This window comes from Roseovarius sp. (genome assembly GCF_965277045.1).
GTDB lineage: Bacteria > Pseudomonadota > Alphaproteobacteria > Rhodobacterales > Rhodobacteraceae > Roseovarius.
This window is the reverse complement of the sequence record NZ_OZ255712.1, coordinates 1,877,395-1,892,211: the sequence shown is the minus strand read 5'-3', so window position 1 is coordinate 1,892,211 and position 14,817 is coordinate 1,877,395. Positions and strand designations below refer to the sequence as shown.

The window sequence follows — 14,817 nt, the reverse complement described above, 5'->3', positions numbered from 1 at the left end:
CGCCCTCGGCGTATTCCATCAATCCAGCGGCGCGTGCAGCTTGGTTTCCTTCGTGATGATCCCGCCGCGATTGCCGATCTCGATCGACCCGTAGCGCTGCTTGAAGCATTCGGGCAGGGGGCGGTCGCCCTCCAGGGAGAGCCACAGACGCAACAGGTGCCGGCGCTCGGATTTTTCGGGCCAGTCTAGAAATCCGGTGCGATCATGAAGTTGCGAATGATTGTAGACGAACTGCATGTCGCCCGGCTCCAGGTCCATCGAGAAGTTCAGCTCCGGGTCGTCGGCCAGCTTGTCGAACATGTCCAGCGCCTCGATATGCTCCGGCGTCAGGCGCATCGCGTCGTCGAACCGCTGCGCGCTGTCGATATACTGCCGTTGGTAGAAGACCGTCAGATAGCCGTCCTTCCAGTTCAGCACTGGAATTTCCATGAACGGCTTCTCGCCCTCGGGCACCTCGCCTCGCCGATCTGTGGCGATCGGATCGAACAGTTTCTCCAGAAGGTCCGGCCGCTCGGCACGCATCCGGTTATAAATACTCTCGGCACTTACCAGCAGAGACCGGCCGCCTTCCTTGGCCTTCTTCAGGCACAGAAGACCCACGACGTCGGCACTGTCGGTGTGAAAGGTCTGCCGGTCCGAGGTTTGGTAAATACGACTGTTGGGGTCATTGGGGTCCGCGCCGATGTCGCGTACATGGCCCAGGATATGGCCCTGCGCGTTCTGCGACCGGGCGCTGCCGATATGCGCCCCGATGCCGCAGAAAACGGCGGCCGCGAACTCCTGGCTATAGCCTTCGACCGGCAGCCCGCGCAGCACCTCGACGCCGACGCCTTCCAGCATCGTGCGGCGCAGCTCTTGCAGGTGCTCGGCAAAGTGACCGAGCGGAAACGCGTCCTTGCTGATCTCGCCGACATCCTTGCCTGTGGCCAGAAAGGCGCGCGCCGCCTGTTCGAGATCGGCGATATCCTCGGGGCTCAACTGGTACAGCCACTTGTCCGGGTTCTGCGCCATTTTATTGCCGATCCAGGCCGACGGGCCGGTCAGTTCTTCGGGCAGTTCCTGCAGTTCGATCCCGGGTACGGTCATTGCGGTTTCCTCGATTCCTCTGGTCGCGTGATCATTCCCTAGACTAATTCTAGTGCACATAATAATGATTAATAATCATGATGTTCAATCCTCCTTCCCTGACCGTGTTGCGCGCCTTGAACAGCCTCGCCAGTACCGGAAACGTTTCTCGCACCGCCCAGGAGCTTGGCCTGACCCAGTCCGCGGTCAGCCGCGCCATCGCCAATTATGAAAAGACGATCGGCCTCACACTTCTCCAACGCGAGGCGCGCCCGCTGACCCTGACCGAAGCAGGCGAGATCATGGTCGCCCGCGCAAGAGACGTCGAGCAGTCGTTCGAAACTCTGCACGAACAACTCCGCGCCCTGAGGCAGAACCGAACCGGTTTCGTGCGCATCGGCTCTTTCGGGCCGACGGCCTCTACCCGGATCCTGCCGGACCTTCTGAACCGCGTCGCACGGGCCCATCCCGGCATTTCCGTCAGCATTCAGGAAGGTCCTGACGACACGACCCGGGACGAGCTTACGCGCGGTTTAACCGACCTCGCGATCCTTTCCGATCCCGTGGACGAGTTCGACGCGATCCCGCTCGCCACCGACCAGCTTGTTGCCCTTGTCCCCGACACCCCGGATGCGCCGGGCGGGATTGGCGCCGTGGAGCTTGCCAAAACCCCCTTCATCATGACCCTGGCCGGGAGCGAGCCAACGATTCTAGACTGGTTTCGCGCCTCGGGTGTGCAACCCGAGATTCAGCACCGCATCCAGCAGACCCATTCGATACTCGCGTTGGTCCGGCGCGGGCAGGGGGTGGCCGTCGTCGCCGCGCTCGCCCTGCCGCGGCAGATCGACGGCGTGCGCGCGCTCCCGTTGCAGCCCTCGTCGGAACGCGAAGTTTACTTGGTCAAGAAGACCGGTGTGGCTAGGTCGCCGGCCGTAACCGCCGTCTGGAATATTGCGATGTCCTTCAGTACGCCTTGATTGGCGCGCATGTCGGTCTGAGCTGGCGCCGGTTAGGTGGACACCCAGATAACAATCACACCCTTGGCAGCAGCTCGGTCAACTGCAGCGTAGATTTCATTCCATTGCGCAGTCTTGGTACCAGCAGGCTCGCCGACACGGAAACGTATTTTGTGTCAGAGGCTTCGGTCTATCCACTGCCCTGCAGGGTATCACCCACAAACCCAAGGCAAGATCGAGCGTTGGCATCAAACCTTGAAGAACCGGATCCTGCTGGAAAACTACTATCTGCCGGGGGATCTTGAACGCCAGATCGGCGACTTCGTCGGATACTACAACACACGGCGATACCACGAGAGCCTGGATAACCTGACGCCGGCTGACGTCTACCACGGTCGGGGTCGGACGACCCTGAAAATGAGAGAGGAGATCAAGAAACAGACAATCCGAAAGCGCCGGTTGCAGCACAAAGCCGCGGCCGCCTAAACTCAAACAGAAACCGAACCAGAGCCGCCGTTACCAAAACAAACGACTTGTCCGAAAAACTCTGAAGACGGACACGCGTGCTACGGGTTTCCGGTGAAAAACTATCCAACCTGCCTTAGCCTGCCATCAATTTCCGCACCGATGTCCAGGAACTCGTCCATGAACAGGCTCATCAGTTCCATGCGCGAGGCAACGCCCGTCTTACGGAAGATATTAGAGGTCTGCGCCTTGACCGTGCCCTCCGCGGTGGACCTGGCCGCAGCGATTTCGGCAATGCTCAGGCCCTTGAGCATATACATCGCGATATCACGCTCCGCCGACGTTAGGCTCCACTCATCAAACTTTGCGTGAACGAAGCTGTCCATCTCTCCGCGCAGGAAACTGAGCGAGTCTGACTGCCTGGTGTTGCGTGCCTGAAGCCACCGCAACTGACGAACGAGGACCCGGATCGCCAAGATCAGCGCCCCGGCCGAGAACACCTCGAAGAACAGGTGCGTCAGGTCCAGAAAACTCGGCGCATTGCTGGCGATCACGCGCTCGTAGATGTCGCTCGCCACGTCGAAGACGAAAAAGACGACGCTGCCGATCAGAAACAAGGTGACGTATTTCAGGGTGCCGGCCTGCATGGACCCTACATGCTGCATGGAACTATCCTCGAAGATCCTAGCTGGTATGAAACGGCAAGAAAGGCGCAAGGGCAATGGCGACTTGCCGTGGCGACCTGCGTCATTCCGCGCCCCTGGAAACGTCGAACAGGCCCTTCGGAAAGGGCCTGCCGTCAGCTGCAATGAAGCGGCTCGCGACGCATTATGGGCGTCGTGCTTACTGCACCCGAGTCCAGTGGCCGCCGTTGCGGCAGATCAACCCGCCAAGCACGCAGCCATTGACCGAGACGCGATTGCCCGAAAGCTCCAGCTTCGACATGTATTCCTTGTCGCGGTCGGGGGCATAGATCCGGCCCTTGTATTCGGTTGCGCTGCTGTGGGTCAGGTTCCAGACGATCTTGCGGCCAAGCGTATCTGGCTGGATCGCCTTGCCCTGCGCGTTTTCCGCGCGCTCCAGCACACCGCAATAGCTCGGGCCGCAGGTGCCGACGCGGATGTAGCCGACATCGCCGTGGTCATCGGGCGCGGTTCTCCAGAGGCCTTCAATCGGGTCGGCCAGCGCCGGGCTGGCGGCAAAAAGGGAAAACAGGATGAGGGTTGCGATACGTTTCATGGTCTTGGTCTCCTTTGATGGCATGTGGGTTTCCGAACGGGTTGTGTCAGACGTTGCCCATGCCGATGAACAGCAGGCGGTTGGTATCGATGATAGCGCGACGGCCATGCATGACGCGGGTGTTGTCCAGAACGGCGATGTCGCCATCCTGCCAGTTGATCTCGTGTATGCAGGCCTCGGCCAGCGCGCGCATCTCCTCGATCTCGTCCGCGCTGACAAGATCCGTGTCGCCAAAGCGATAGCGCGGCGGCGCGTAGTTGTGCGACGGGCCAAGCACCGCGTTGGCAAACCCCTGACCGCCGGACAGGGCGGAGCCGCGCACCGGCGCCACGGTCAGACGGTAGTTGATGCCGCCATCGTCCAGCAGGTCGAAATCCTGGTTCGGGATCGCGGAGCGGAACTGTTCCACATGTTCCGGCGTGACTTCGTCGGGACGGGAAATCGCAGGGTGTTCGTTGGCCAGGTAGCGCTTCCAGAGCTCCTCGGGCAGGTAGCGTTCCACGATCATGTCGCGCTGCCACCGGGCCTTTTGAGTGTCACTCATCGCGCCGTAGACCTCGCGTCCGTCGCACACGGTCGTCTGCGAGCCCTCGAAGGCCGCGACCGGGCTGTAGAAGGCGACGATATCGGGACAGACGGGCGTATTGCCGTTCTCGGTATGCAGGCCGATTGGGCCGGTACCGGCGTCGACCTTCTGCGTGTTGGCGTCGCCGTATTCCCGCGCCGGGTCGAACGTGATCTTCCGACAGAGCGCGGTGGTTAGCGCACTGAATGCCGCCATATCGGGGCGAAAGCCGCGCAAGAGCGTCCAGCCGTCCTCTTGCAGGTGCGACCGGATCTGCTCCACCACGGGAGCGTCGGTCACGGGCTGCCCCTCTACGGTCGGGCGGATGATGTTGTAGCTCATGAGTCAAGCCTCTTTCTGCGTGGTGTAGGAATTGAGCGCGGCCTGCGCGCGGGCCGTGCCGGCCTTGTGGGTCAGCGCGGTGTCGATCAGAGACGGCGCAATCGCCTGAAGCAGCGCAAATATGCGCTCGCCGAAACCGGGATAGATCGTCTTGCGGCCTGCCATGATGCCCGCCCAGGCGCGACTAGCGACGCGCTCTGGCGAGTCCAGTACCATTCCGAAAGGCTCGACCAGATGGGCAAATGTACCTTGTGCCGGGGTGCGTGTGGCGCGGGGGGCCACGTAGGTCACGGTGATGCCGAACTCCGACAACTCGCGGCGCAGCGCGTCGGACAGGCCTCGCAGGGCGAATTTCGTAGCCGAATAGGCCGAGAAGTAAGGAAAGGCGATCAACCCGAACATCGAGCCGATATTGACGATCCGCCCCTCTGCCGCTGACAGGGCCGGGACAAGGTCGCGCGTCAGTTGCACAGCGGCTGTCAGGTTGGTGCCAACGGTCTGCGCGATCTCCTCGTCGCCAAGGTCCGTGAGCCGCCCGACCGCCAGTCGCCCGGCGTTGTTCACAAGGAAATCGAGCCGGTCCCCGGCGGCCTCGACAACAGCGGCGCGACCGGCTTGCGTCGTGATATCCGCGGGCACCAGCCGCACGTTTGCGGCACCGATATGCGCCGCCGTGTCTTCGAGCGGCTGCATCCGACGCCCCACGAGGATCAGGTCATGGCCCGACCGCGCCGCCTCGATGGCAAGCGCGCGGCCGATTCCAGAACCGGCCCCGGTGATCAGGGCAACGGGGGTCTTGGGTGTCATGCGACACACTCCTTCTGGTCATGGGAAAGGGAACGGTACGGCAGCATCGCCGAGAGCCGTTCAAGCTGACTCCGGTCAATGCCGCCGCCAGGTTTCAGAAGCCCTTCATGCGACGCAGGTACGAAGCGGACGCGCACGGGACGGGCATAGTGCGGCAGGCCTGCCAACAGGCGTTCAATTTTTGCAGGATCAACTGGCCCGGTGACGACGGCGATGATCTCAAGCTGTCCGTCCTGCGCCAGATGAAGCCCGGCAGCGGGAATGCGTGGATCGGCGCAAAGGCAGGACTCGACCCACTCGGGGTTGATGTTGCGACCCTGGGGCGTGACGATCAGCCAGTCCTTGCGGCCCTCCAGGATCAGGTGGCCGTCTTCGATGCGCCCGAGGTCCCCGGTGCGCCACTCTCCCCTGACCGGTGACTGCCCGACATAACCTTCCATCACGGTCGGACCCGACACGACGATCTCGCCATCGTCGATACGCACCTCGACCCCGTCCAGAACCTTGCCCACCGTCCCGGGCCGTGCGCTTTCGGGCATGTTCAACGCCACGACCGAGCAGCATTCCGAAAGACCGTATCCCTCGTAGACGGGCAAGCCCTGGTCCTTGGCACTGGCCAGCAGAGCCGGCGAGGTCATCGCGCCGCCCACGGCAACAAGGCGCAGGCTCTCGGGCGCGGTACGCTCGGTTGCCTTGAGTTCGGACACCATCCGCGCGAGCAGCGCTGGAACGAGGACCGTCGTGGTCGGACGCGCGTCGCTCATGGCCGCCATGACCGGCGCCATCGGCCCGCCGAAGAGCGCATGCAGAGCCTCCGGACAGAAACAGACTTCGGCTCCGGCCAGAAGCGGCAGGTAAAGACCGGCCACCTGTTCCAGCAATTGCGCCATGGGGAGTAGCGAAAGATGCGTATCGTCCGAATTGGGTAATATCGCTCTCTCCAGCCCGGCAATCGCCGCCGCCATCTGTTGTTCACCGATAAGCACACCATTCGGCGCCCCGGATGATCCCGATGTAAAGATGATCCGCCGTGCACCGATGACAGGCAGGCTTAGCGGCCCGTTCAGAGGTGGGCACTCTTCCGGGCGCGGCAAACCTTCGGTCACCGCCGCCGCGTTACACTCGCCGATGAACGTCTCGATGCCAGCCGCCTCGACGATATGCGCCCTTTGGATGGGTGAAAAGAACGGCGGCATATGCACCGCGACATGACCGTGAAAGGTCAACGCCAGATCGGCAAGGGCAGCCTCCAGCGGATCGCTGGTGGTAATTCCGACAACCCGCGGGCTGCCCGCAAGTATGTCGGCGCTTTGGGCGAGGAAACGCGTCAGGGCGCCGTAATTGATGCGCCGCGCACCCGAGCGCAGGGCAGTCTTGTACGGGGTTCGTAGCCCATGCAGAGCCAGCGCACGGAAAACACGATGAGTCATCAGGCAATCTCCGCCCGCGGCATCGCGGCATCAGCCGGCTGAATCGGGTCGCGAAAGGCGCAGACCCATGGATCATGGTCGTAATAATCTCCCCATTGATCCGGATCCTGTACCCGATTGGCTTGCGCCGGCGCCAGCATGAGCGGCGTGATGCGCGCCCTCTGGATCAGCCGCCGTACCTCGGTGGTCGCGGTAAAAAGTCCCCAGCCGATCCCGCGCTCCCGCCCCCACTCGAATACGGCGCGCAGTGTCGGATAGGCGGAAAACGGCGAGCTGCAGGCAAGCGCTCCAACTTCGAGGATCTCCACGGGACCCACCGCCAACCCGGTTCGACGCGACAGAAGCTCGCTGACCGGTGCGTCAAGGTACTGCTGCGAGAAAAAGGTCTCGTCATGGCATCGGATGCTCATGGCGCAAGCCACCTCGCCGGTGCGGGCCGTCGTGATCACGAGGCGCGAGGGCCGGATACGGGTGTCCGCGGAAAAGGCCGTGCGATAGCTACGGGCAATATGTTCCATGGCCTGCTCGAACAGGGGCTGAGTTGCTGGATCATCGTCCACGGCAATGGTTGTTCTCATTTGGTTGTGCTCCGAAAAAGGAGGCTGCTCATGCCTCGTTTTCCGGAGATGTCCCGCGTCGGGCACTCGAAATCTATTGGACTGGAGTCACAACATCACCGCGATCGAGAGCTATATGACTAAAGTTTATGCCCGGGCTTCTGAATTTTCGGCATCCGCTAACCTTTTCTGACCGTCCGCCTGTGGCCGCTTTCGGACGATTTCACCGCGACACCGGTTCAGCCGAAGGGCGACCGGATCAACAGCGACCGGGAGGAGACCAAGCTTTTGGCAAGCGGCGTCTACCGGCTCAACAGTGACACATCGATCGGGTTCAGTGCGACCTATTCCGAAGGTGAATACGGCAAGCCGCCTTCGATCTATGATCGTGCGGTCGACGATTTCGCAAGTCGTACGCGGTTCGAGCGTGTCGAGAATTACTCGGTACGCGGCTTCCAAATCGTCGGAACGCACCAAGTGGGAACTCTCACCTTCACGCCGCGCCTCTACTATTCAGAAGAGCAGGAATTCACGAAGAGCTACGACGACGCCGGCTTCGACACGCAAACTGCCGCTGGGTCTTTCACCGAAGACGCGACCAGCACGATCTGGGGAGGCCAGTTGCTCGTGACCTCCGACCTCAACGGCGCAGGCCAACTTTCGGGTGTGCTTGGCTATGAGCATCAGGACTGGTCCGCCAGCGGGATTGAACGAGTCTCCGGAGGCGGCGGAGGCGGCGGTGGAGGAGGTGGTGGTGGAGGCGGCGGCGGTGGCGTAACCCAACAGCCCATCAACACAGACGCCTCTGCCGAAATACTGAGCGCCGGTATCGAGTACGAATTTCGCCCCGTCGATCGGATCGGCTTGGTTGCCGGTCTCGGCTACGCTCAGCAAACGCGGAACGGCCGAACGGATGGGGACACGTATTACCGCATCGCTGCGACCTACGATCTCGACAGCCAAACCACGCTTCGCGCCCAGCATGCCCGAGAAATCCGATTCCCGACTTTGCGGGACCTTTTCGCCGCGGATCGTGGAAACCCGAACCTCGATCCGGAGCGGACGCTGCATTACGAGGTCGGCATCGACCGAAGCTTCGCCTTTTGGAACGCGACACTGTCCGCAAGCCTCTTTCAGACCGACGCCAAGGACTATATCGAGCGCGGCCCGAGCGGTCTGTCCGAGAACGTCGAGAAGCTACGAATGCGCGGGCTGGAAATCGACTATCGCGCCTCCCCGATTGAACCCTTGACGGTGGGCCTCGGCTACACTTTTCTCGATGCCGAAAACCGCAGTGTTGCCGCGCCTTCGAGAGATTTACAAAACCGGCCGCGGCACAAGTTCGTGCTGTCGGGAAGCTATCGCTTCAACGGCGGGACCCGCATTGACGCGCAGTATCTCGCGGTTCTGGACAACCTGACGCTCAACCGCAATGGAACGCAATCGCGCAACGTGGGGGACTTCCATCTGGTCGACCTCGGCATCACGCACGCGTTCGAGGGACAGAACGCCGAAATCTATGGACGTGTCCGCAACCTCTTCGACGAGGATTACCAAGACAGCTATGGCTTCGTGCAGGCTGGACTGACCTTCCAGGTCGGCGGTCGCATCCGCTTCTGAGAAAGTGACCGCCATGACAGGACATTCAGACAAGGGATACATTGGCGGCTTTCGACTGCGCGAGGCGATGTTCCTCACGCTATGCACGGTATTGCTGGTAAGCACGAAGGTCTTTTTCCGCCTGAAACTGGGCATTCCGGGGCATAGCGCGATCTTTCTCGCGTTCTGCCTTGTCCTGGGACGCACGCTGGTGCCGCGCGGGCTTTCGGCTACGTTCGTGGGCGTTCTGGCGGGGCTGGCCATGATGGCACTCGGGCTGGGCAAGACCGGGCCGCTGGTCCTGCTTCAGACCGGCATGGCAGGGCTGATGGTCGATGCGCTGGCAGCCCTCGGGCTGACAAGGCAGTTCTGGGGCGCGGCCCTGATGGGGGTTGCCGCCGGTCTGGGACGCGCACCTGCGCAACTGGCACAGAACCTGTTGATCGGGATGGATTGGAATCTGGCACTGACCACGGCGGGGCTGAAACTGATCCCCGCGGCAATGTTCGGTTTGCTTGGCGGGGTCTTGGCCCTTCTCGTGGCAAGGCGGCTTGAACGTGGCGGGCTATCACCGGGGGTATCATGAAACACTTCTCACCTCTCGATCCGAACCTTTTGCTGATCGGGGTCGAGGATACGGATGTCGAAGGGGCCGAACTTGGCACCGGCAAGATCACGCGGCGGTTGAAGGACGTCCTGCCGACCGGCGCCGAGATGGTCGGCGTGGTCCGGCATCAGTTCCTGATGGTTCCCGAGATTCCCTACACCTCCTGGAACAGCCCGGCCTGCGCCATCGTGCGGGTGTCCGATCCGTCGCTCGTGCCCGAGATTGCAGAGACGACCCGCGACCATGTCCGCGCCCTGGCCTCTGACGGGAGCGATCCGGGCATCTGCCTTGGCCTTGTGCGGGACGTTGCACCCCGGGTAATTGAGCATGGCGTCGATTGCAGGCGTCGCGTTCTGACGCAGGCCGATGCGATCCGGGTCGGCAAAGGCCTGATCCTCGAGGGCCTGGGCGGCGACAATGGCGGCATAATCGGTGCGCTCGGTGCGGTCGGGCTTACCGCCCACGGATGGTGCGGGCGCTTCATCGAGGTAACGGCGCTGGAAGAGCGGCCGCTAGACAACTCGGTCGCGGACCTAGCCGAGCGCGGCGTGCGACTGGCCGTGATGGAGCGCGATGCGCCGCCGCCGCTGGATGAAGACCGGGTGGTCGTGCCGGATCAGTTCCGTCCCGTTCTGATCGGTGGCGTCCCGGTTCTGATGGTCCACGAAGCCGCGCCGGGACGGTGGGAGACAAAGCCCTGGCCGAAGCGCAACCATTGACGGCCGAATTGACGGTCCCGGGCGAGTTGACCTTGGTCTCGGGACCGACCGGCAGCGGAAAGACGACGCTTCTTTCCAGGGCGTTGCGCGATTGGCGCGCGGCGCACCCGGCACGCTGGCCCGGTGCGGTTCTGCTTGGGCAGAATCCCGCGACACAGCTCGTGGCCGAGACCGTAGAGGAAGAGATCGCCTTCGCATTAGTCGCAGCGCAGATGCCGGATGCGGACATCGCCCGGCGCACGGCCCGCGCTCTTGCGACCTTCGGACTGGACGACCGCGCGAAAGCCCGAACCGATGCACTTTCCATGGGCTGGAAATGCCGGACACTTCTCGGCGCGCTGCACGCGCTGGAACCCGATGCGCTCTTTCTCGACGAGCCTTACGCGCAGTTGGACGACAGCGGGCGGAGGCGGCTCGACGCTGCGATCACCGAATGGCTCGGCCAAGGCCGAGCGGTCGTGGTCAGCGCGGCAGAGGCCCTGGAAACGGAGGGAGGGCTGCCATCTGGCCGGACCCGCGTGCTTCATGCCACGACAGGCCTTCGACCCGAGCCGGATCTTGTGGCCGGCTTTTGTAAAAGGTGGACCGATTACGCCCCCGTCGCTTCAGCAGGGCCTGCAGTTGAGCTAGTTTCCTTCACCGCAGGCTACGAGGACACGGCGTCGGTACTGCGCAACATCGACCTTGTCTTGCCGCCGGGCTCGATAACCGCCGTCAGCGGTGCAAATGGCTGCGGCAAGTCCACACTTCTGCGCGCGGTCGCCGGCGACATGCCCACGCTCTCTGGCACCCGGCGCATCTTGGGGCGCGACATGGCAGGCGCGGGCAACCTGGCCCGGGAAACCGCGCTTGTTCTGCAAGATCCTGAACTGCGCCTGACCGGCCGCACCGTGCGCGGCGAGATCGAAGTGGCCAGCGCCATTCCGAAACCGGGCGCCGAGACGTGCCTTCGTATCTTCGGTCTCTCGCAGTTCGCCGAGCAGGCTGCCCTCACCCTGTCACACGGTCAGAAACAAGCTTTGGTTCTGGCCTGCGCGGTTGCATCGATGCCGCGCCTTCTTTTGCTGGACGAGGCCTTTTGCGGGCTGGATGCCGGCGCGATGGCATCAATACTCTCCGCACTTCGGCGGATCGTGCACCGTACAGGGTTGACGGTCATTGCGGTCACTCACGATCCGCAATGGCCCGTTCCGGACTTTGCCGATCGGCACCTTCGCATGTCGGACGGGAAACTCATCGATGTCTGATACGCGCGGACCTGCCTCTGTCTGGAATCGCACACTGTTGCTCTGGATGGTCGCGCTCGCCATCGCGCTGTTCGGCGTTCTGGCACCGGCGACCTGGCTGCCCCTGCTGAGTTTGCTCGCAACCGGACTATTCCTCGCAACCGCGGGGCCAAGGGCCACGCTTCGTGACGCGCGGCCGTTGGCGTGGCATGCCCCTGTCCTGCTGCTTGGCATGCTGATCGTGAACGGCAGGGTCGACTGGGCCTTGGCGCTGGAGATCTCGGTCCGGTTCATGCTGACGGCCATGCCGATCTTCTGGCTGCATCGGCTGACGGCCCCGACCCACCTGTTGATGCTTTTCGAGCGCGTACTGCCGTTCAGGCTTCGGCTCATCCTCCTGTTCGCCCTTCGGATTTGGCCCCTGCTATTGCGTGACATGAAGGACATACTCCTCGTCGCCCGGTTAAGCGGCACTTGGCCCGCCCGCCTCCGCGACGTCCGACCGCGCCACTTCGTGCATGCGCCCGGCCGCATCATGATGCCTCTCGGGGTGAGAGCGATTCGTCTTTCCGACGATATGGCCCGCAGTCTCGAGGCGCGCGGCCTGGATCAGTTGTGAAAGGGGAGAAACACAGCCGGTGCGAGCTTTGGCCAACCTGCAGCACCATGGATTTGCTATCGTTTATGGATAACAAAGGTGATCTCGTACGTCGGGAACTGTGGACGAATAAGCGCGGGGATTGACCGTCAACTGCTGGAGGATGCTGCATGCAAACCCGAATGACTGCTCCGAAAAAGCTATGCTGCGGCTCCACTTCTCCTGCCGAAGGTCTGGTTTGGGCCGAGAGCCGCCCGACACTCTATATGCCGGGCGGGTGCGGGACCTACGAAGTCAAACCTCTTGGCGATCCGCGATCCATTCAGAAATCGTGCTGTGGCGCCATCCGATAAGACGCTCGATCAGTTTTACGGGTGCTGGAAATGTGCCAGCGTTAATATGTCTGTAAATCGTCGAGCGGCTGAGGCCGGTCAGTTTCTGGATACCGTTCTCAACTTGGAAACGCACTTTTTGGCGGTAACCGGCTTCTCTTGCCAGATGAGTTCCAACGCACGCGCGATGTCTTCCTGGTCAATCTTAACAATCGGCCTCTTGCCTAGCTTTGGCAGGACGTGCAGCCGAAGAGGGCTGAACCATTTGCCATCGGACCCACCATGCTTGAGGCTTTTCTTGTGTTTCTCGTGTGCTTCCAATGCAAGATGCTCGATACGTCCATCAGTTGAATTGGATTGTTGCCGGTTCAATTGGCGCTGGTTGATCGGGTCTACGTCCTGCAGTACCTGTTGAGGTGCAAGTTCGGCTGCTTTCTTGCATCGGCGAGACTGACGCTTGTATATGACCCAAGACCCATCTCGCGTTGGCGTCCCCAGAACTGAAAGCGAAAGATCCATTGGGACCTGTCGACAGGCGTTTGTAAAGCCACAGGCCTGGCCCGTCGCAAAGCCCGCCTGATTTGATTTTGCCATGATAGTATCCTCCGTTTTATATACGTTCTAACGTGGCACTTCCCGGGTCATTACGGGACCTACTGAAACCTTAAATTATTACGATGAAAGGAAAATCTATTCCGATGACACGCGGTGAGAATGTAGGGCGCGACAAAGATACCTCGCCGGCGGGAGAATTTTTCGAACGATGAAAGAGCCGTGGCCAGAAGGATACGGGCGGCGGGTGCTGAACGAGGTGGACAGCACCAATGCCGAGGCGGCGCGGATTGCGGCCAGCCTGCAAGGGCCGGAGTGGATATTGGCGCGGCACCAGACGGCGGCGCGGGGGCGGCGTGGGCGGCCCTGGGCCAACCCGGAGGGCAACTTCGCGGCGACGCTGGTGATGCGGCCCACCGAAAGCCCGGACCAGGTGGCGCTGCGGTCCTTCGTGGCGGCGCTGGCGCTGTACGATGCGTTCGTGGCTGCGACCGAGCGGCCCCTGGGCTTTGCGCTGAAATGGCCGAATGACGTGTTGCTGAACGGCGGCAAGCTGGCCGGGATCCTGTTGGAAAGCGCGGGTGCGGGAAGCAGCCTTAGCCATTTTGCGATCGGCATCGGGGTGAACCTGCGGACGGCCCCCGAGGCGGACGCGGTCGAGCCGGGTGCGGTGCGGCCCGTGTCGCTGATGTCCGAGGCGGGGGTGGAGATCGACCCCGAGGAGTTCCTCGATTTGCTGGCGCCGGCCTATGCGCGGCTCGAGGCGCAGTTCGTGACCTACGGGTTCGCCCCCATTCGCGCGGCCTGGATGGACCGGGCGGCGCGGCTGGGCGAGGTGATTACCGCAAGAACCGGGCGCGAGACCTTTACCGGCACGTTCGAGACGGTGGACGCGGGCGGCAATCTTGTTCTAACAGACGCCAAATCGCGCCACGTCATCCCGGCGGCGGACGTGTTTTTCTGACGAAAGAGAGGGGCGCCAAGATGCTTCTGGCGATCGACTGCGGCAACACCAACACGGTTTTCGCGATTTGGGACGGGTCGGAGTTTCTGTGCACCCTGCGCACGTCGACCCACCATGCGCGCACGGCGGATGCCTATTTCACTTGGTTCTCGACGCTGGTGAAGCATTACGAGATCGACCTGGACATCACCGACGTGATCATCTCGTCCACGGTGCCGCGGGTGGTGTTCAACCTGCGCGTCTTTGCCGACCGCTTTTTCGGCTGCCGGCCCATCGTGGTGGGCAAGCCGGAATGCGCCCTGCCGCGCCAGCCGCGGGTGGACGAGGGCACGCAGGTGGGGCCGGACAGGTTGGTGAATGCGGCAGGGGCCTATGACCTTTATGGCGGCAACCTGATCGTGGTGGATTTCGGCACCGCGACCACGTTCGACGTGGTGGCCGAGGACGGGGCCTATGTGGGGGGCGTGATTTCCCCCGGCGTCAACCTGAGCCTCGAGGCCTTGCACATGGCGGCGGCGGCCTTACCTCATATCGACGTGACGAAACCGCAGAAGGTGATCGGCACCAACACGGTGGACTGCATGCAGTCGGGCGTGTTCTGGGGGTACGTGGGATTGGTCAACGGGGTGTGCGACCGCATCCGGGCCGAGTATGAGACGCCGATGAAGATTATCGGCACGGGCGGGCTTGCGCCGCTCTTCGCGCAGGGCGACCTGCTGTTTGACGAAATAAGAGAAGATCTGACGATGCATGGACTGACCGTGATCCATGCCCATAACAAGAAAGGCTGATCG

18 protein-coding genes and 1 pseudogene are annotated in these 14,817 nt (G+C 62.3%); 9 read left to right on the top strand and 10 right to left on the bottom strand.

Annotation, left to right across the window (positions count from 1 at the left end):
• Positions 1-18: 18 nt before the first annotated feature.
• On the bottom strand, positions 19-1,086 hold the full coding sequence (locus ACQY4V_RS09440; protein ID WP_428516842.1) for a TauD/TfdA family dioxygenase: 1,068 nt from the start codon (positions 1,084-1,086) through the stop codon (positions 19-21).
• Positions 1,087-1,163: 77 nt separating this feature from the next.
• Between ACQY4V_RS09440 and ACQY4V_RS09435 the strand changes: the two genes are divergently transcribed.
• Positions 1,164-2,042, top strand: a complete 879-nt coding sequence (locus ACQY4V_RS09435; protein ID WP_428516840.1) for a LysR family transcriptional regulator — start codon at positions 1,164-1,166, stop codon at positions 2,040-2,042.
• A 192-nt stretch (positions 2,043-2,234) separates the two neighbouring features.
• Positions 2,235-2,507, top strand: a pseudogene (locus ACQY4V_RS09430) (integrase core domain-containing protein); the annotation flags it as partial.
• A gap of 101 nt (positions 2,508-2,608) precedes the next feature.
• Here the strand turns inward: ACQY4V_RS09430 and ACQY4V_RS09425 are convergent.
• The 6 genes from ACQY4V_RS09425 to ACQY4V_RS09400 form a co-directional block, all read right to left on the bottom strand.
• Entirely contained in the window at positions 2,609-3,133 is a 525-nt protein-coding gene (locus ACQY4V_RS09425; RefSeq protein ID WP_428516838.1) for a helix-turn-helix transcriptional regulator, read from the bottom strand.
• Positions 3,134-3,329: 196 nt separating this feature from the next.
• Entirely contained in the window at positions 3,330-3,725 is a 396-nt protein-coding gene (locus ACQY4V_RS09420; RefSeq protein WP_428516836.1) for a DUF2147 domain-containing protein, read from the bottom strand.
• A gap of 46 nt (positions 3,726-3,771) precedes the next feature.
• On the bottom strand, positions 3,772-4,632 hold the full coding sequence (locus ACQY4V_RS09415) for a TauD/TfdA family dioxygenase (protein WP_428516834.1): 861 nt from the start codon (positions 4,630-4,632) through the stop codon (positions 3,772-3,774).
• 3 nt (positions 4,633-4,635) lie between these two features.
• The gene (locus ACQY4V_RS09410; protein ID WP_428516832.1) at positions 4,636-5,439 is read right to left on the bottom strand and encodes an SDR family NAD(P)-dependent oxidoreductase; all 804 of its coding nucleotides are present in this window, start codon (positions 5,437-5,439) and stop codon (positions 4,636-4,638) included.
• A complete protein-coding gene (locus tag ACQY4V_RS09405; RefSeq protein WP_428516830.1) occupies positions 5,436-6,869 on the bottom strand; it encodes an AMP-binding protein in 1,434 nt (477 codons plus the stop codon). Before ACQY4V_RS09405 ends, ACQY4V_RS09410 begins: the two co-directional genes overlap by 4 nt.
• Positions 6,869-7,447, bottom strand: coding sequence for a thermostable hemolysin (locus tag ACQY4V_RS09400; protein ID WP_428516828.1), 579 nt, complete (start codon positions 7,445-7,447; stop codon positions 6,869-6,871). Before ACQY4V_RS09400 ends, ACQY4V_RS09405 begins: the two co-directional genes overlap by 1 nt.
• A 267-nt stretch (positions 7,448-7,714) precedes the next feature.
• Between ACQY4V_RS09400 and ACQY4V_RS09395 the strand changes: the two genes are divergently transcribed.
• From ACQY4V_RS09395 to ACQY4V_RS09375, 5 genes are read left to right on the top strand one after another with little or no spacing between them, the layout of a single operon-like run.
• Positions 7,715-9,046, top strand: coding sequence for a TonB-dependent receptor (locus ACQY4V_RS09395; RefSeq protein WP_428516826.1), 1,332 nt, complete (start codon positions 7,715-7,717; stop codon positions 9,044-9,046).
• Between the two features lie 13 nt (positions 9,047-9,059).
• Positions 9,060-9,611 carry a hypothetical protein gene (locus ACQY4V_RS09390; protein ID WP_428516825.1) on the top strand — a complete coding sequence of 184 codons (552 nt, stop codon included), beginning with the start codon at positions 9,060-9,062 and terminating at the stop codon, positions 9,609-9,611.
• Positions 9,608-10,351 carry a hypothetical protein gene (locus ACQY4V_RS09385; protein ID WP_428516823.1) on the top strand — a complete coding sequence of 248 codons (744 nt, stop codon included), beginning with the start codon at positions 9,608-9,610 and terminating at the stop codon, positions 10,349-10,351. The genes ACQY4V_RS09390 and ACQY4V_RS09385 overlap by 4 nt, the downstream gene beginning before the upstream one ends.
• Entirely contained in the window at positions 10,348-11,598 is a 1,251-nt protein-coding gene (locus tag ACQY4V_RS09380) for an ATP-binding cassette domain-containing protein (protein WP_428516821.1), read from the top strand. Before ACQY4V_RS09385 ends, ACQY4V_RS09380 begins: the two co-directional genes overlap by 4 nt.
• Complete coding sequence (locus ACQY4V_RS09375) at positions 11,591-12,196, top strand: hypothetical protein (RefSeq protein ID WP_428516819.1); 606 nt, start codon at positions 11,591-11,593, stop codon at positions 12,194-12,196. Before ACQY4V_RS09380 ends, ACQY4V_RS09375 begins: the two co-directional genes overlap by 8 nt.
• A 273-nt stretch (positions 12,197-12,469) precedes the next feature.
• Here the strand turns inward: ACQY4V_RS09375 and ACQY4V_RS09370 are convergent, their stop codons facing one another.
• From ACQY4V_RS09370 to ACQY4V_RS09360, 3 genes are all read right to left on the bottom strand, one after another.
• Positions 12,470-12,643, bottom strand: coding sequence for a helix-turn-helix transcriptional regulator (locus tag ACQY4V_RS09370; protein WP_428516817.1), 174 nt, complete (start codon positions 12,641-12,643; stop codon positions 12,470-12,472).
• Positions 12,607-12,828: a phage integrase central domain-containing protein gene (locus ACQY4V_RS09365; RefSeq protein WP_428517209.1), complete on the bottom strand. Its 222-nt coding sequence runs from the start codon at positions 12,826-12,828 to the stop codon at positions 12,607-12,609. Before ACQY4V_RS09365 ends, ACQY4V_RS09370 begins: the two co-directional genes overlap by 37 nt.
• Positions 12,829-12,899: 71 nt before the next feature.
• On the bottom strand, positions 12,900-13,058 hold the full coding sequence (locus ACQY4V_RS09360) for an Arm DNA-binding domain-containing protein (RefSeq protein WP_428516815.1): 159 nt from the start codon (positions 13,056-13,058) through the stop codon (positions 12,900-12,902).
• A gap of 212 nt (positions 13,059-13,270) precedes the next feature.
• Between ACQY4V_RS09360 and ACQY4V_RS09355 the strand changes: the two genes are divergently transcribed.
• Positions 13,271-14,023 (top strand): biotin--[acetyl-CoA-carboxylase] ligase, encoded by a 753-nt coding sequence (locus tag ACQY4V_RS09355; RefSeq protein ID WP_428516813.1) that lies wholly within the window; start codon positions 13,271-13,273, stop codon positions 14,021-14,023.
• A 20-nt stretch (positions 14,024-14,043) separates the two neighbouring features.
• Entirely contained in the window at positions 14,044-14,814 is a 771-nt protein-coding gene (locus tag ACQY4V_RS09350; protein ID WP_428516811.1) for a type III pantothenate kinase, read from the top strand.
• The last annotated feature ends 3 nt before the right edge of the window (positions 14,815-14,817 follow it).